Origin of the sequence: Bacteroides gallinaceum (assembly GCF_030373775.1) — a bacterium.
In the GTDB taxonomy this organism is placed as follows: Bacteria; Bacteroidota; Bacteroidia; order Bacteroidales; family Bacteroidaceae; genus Phocaeicola; species Phocaeicola excrementipullorum.
Genome location: NZ_JAUDEN010000058.1, coordinates 1 through 2,079, shown reverse-complemented (window position 1 = coordinate 2,079; position 2,079 = coordinate 1). Strand labels below are relative to the sequence as shown.

At 47.7% G+C, this 2,079-nt stretch carries 1 protein-coding gene and 1 pseudogene; both read right to left on the bottom strand.

The window, feature by feature from the left end:
• Positions 1-162: 162 nt before the first annotated feature.
• Positions 163-372: a hypothetical protein gene (locus QUW60_RS14885; protein ID WP_289561466.1), complete on the bottom strand. Its 210-nt coding sequence runs from the start codon at positions 370-372 to the stop codon at positions 163-165.
• A 9-nt stretch (positions 373-381) separates the two neighbouring features.
• Positions 382-2,004: pseudogene (locus QUW60_RS14880) on the bottom strand (IS1182 family transposase).
• Between the last annotated feature and the right edge of the window lie 75 nt (positions 2,005-2,079).

Sequence of the window (2,079 nt, the reverse complement as noted above, 5' to 3'; positions counted from 1 at the left end):
GATCACTTGATTGTCCGTACTGTCCTGCACGTTTTCGGTTGCAGGCAAATTTTGCTGGCTGTTTCCCCCGCATGCAATAAAAGGAAGAAGCAATGCAGCCATCGCCACTGTCTTCAGTTTTTTCATAGGCTCACACATTTATTAGTCTCACCGCAAATATACCTAAGTTTGCCAAAGATGAAAATTTAAATTCCGCGTAAAGCCAAACTTTAACAATTGAAAAGAATCCTTCACCACACAAAATGCAGGCATTGACTTGAGCGAAACAGCAGCAACGCCCAAACGTTGCACTTCCTGCCTAAAAATTCCCCAAACAAGAAACAACAAAGAAGGTGTGTCAAAAAGCACACCTTCTTTGTTTACGTTAGCCATAAAATCGGTTCATGTACTATAAGCTGCGATATTTTGTGGCTTTCTCTGATTTATGTGTCCCCAACATCTGAATATGGCGGCGGCAAGCCCATAAAGCAGTTCAGTCAGCCGGCCAATACATTCTTTTTCCATCTTTGCACACATCTTTTTTATATTGAAGGCAATGGCAAAGAAGGAAAAGTCCATGAAGACCTTGTCCTTCCCAAAATGGCGGAAACGCTTGTAGTTCATGTTGTTTTTCATTTGTCCGAACACATCTTCCGGTTCTATGCATCTCTGTCCCCTGTGTTTCAGACCTTCCCCGGAGCAGAGCAGCCCTTTGGCTTTCTGCCTGTATCTCCTGAGCCTGTGATTCAGTTCAATCATCCTGTTCCCCTTTGCATTAGAGTATCGGCATCTCAGCGGGCATCCCTCACATCTGACGGCCCTGTACCTGGCATTTCCGCTGACATATCCGGATGCGGTTTTCACGCGTTTGGTCCCTGTCCTCCGCATCTTTTGTCCCATGGGACAGATGCAGAAGTCATGCTCTTCATTGCAGTGGAAGTTTTCTGCCTTGAACGGGTCCGGATTGAATCTCGGCCGCTGTTCCATGTGAAAGCGGCTGTATTTGACGTAGGCCTCCATGCCGTTTTCTTCCATGAAGCGGTAATTCTCCTCAGAGCCGTAGCCGGAATCGGCGACCGCCGTATGGGCAGGCCTGCCATATCTGTTGGAGAAGGACTGCAGGAAAGGTATCATGGTCAGTGTATCCGTAGGGTTGGGGAAGAGTGCAAAATCGGTAATGAACTGGTTCCCGGTACCGATCTGAAGGTTGTAGCCGGGCTTCGTCTGACCGTTGCGCATGGCATCCTCCTTCATCCTCATAAAAGTGGCGTCCTTGTCGGTCTTTGAATAGGAGTTCCGCTCTTGCAGGGTCTTCAGATGATTGTCGTATTCCTGCAGCTTGTCCCTGTGGCTTTCCAGTTCTTTCAGCTGCCTGCGTGTCTTTTTCAGCGCGGCCTTTCCCTCTTGGGTGGAAGGTTCGGGAACCTGTTCAAGCGCACTGCGCAATTCTCCCGCCATTTCGGTCAGCATGGCCGGAGTGAACGCTATTTCCTCATCGCTTTCCGATGAGTTCTCCTGGGCGATGGCATCGTCTATCTGTTCCAACAGGACGTGGATCTTCTTCATCAGGCGTTCACGGTTCCGCTCAACCGTTTTTCTCCAGACGAACGTGTACTTGTTGGCCTTGGATTCAATCTTTGTCCCGTCAATGTCATTCCACGTTCAGGCTGATGAAGCCCCTGGAAGAGAGCAGAAGTACAACCTGGGTGACACTTCGTTGATTTCCTTCTTCACCCGGTTGCGGAAACGGTTGATAGTAATGAAGTCCGGTTTCTCGTATCCGGCCAGCCAAATATAATGGATGTCACGGTGAAGGAGGCTTTCTATTTTCCGGCAGGAGTAGATGTTGTTCATGTAGGCATACAGAATGACCTTGAGCATCATTTGGGGATGATAAGGGCTGCGCCCGCCTTCCTTGTATAACTTCCTGAAACTTTCAAGGTTCAGGCTTTCAACCAGAGCGTTAACCATACGCACCGGATCGTTTTCTGCAATATCCTCATCTATTCTTTTGGGAAAAAGCACTGTCTAGTTGGAATTGTAAGGACGAAAATGTATCTTTGTCATAGTGAAATTTGTTATACTTAAAGATACAAAATC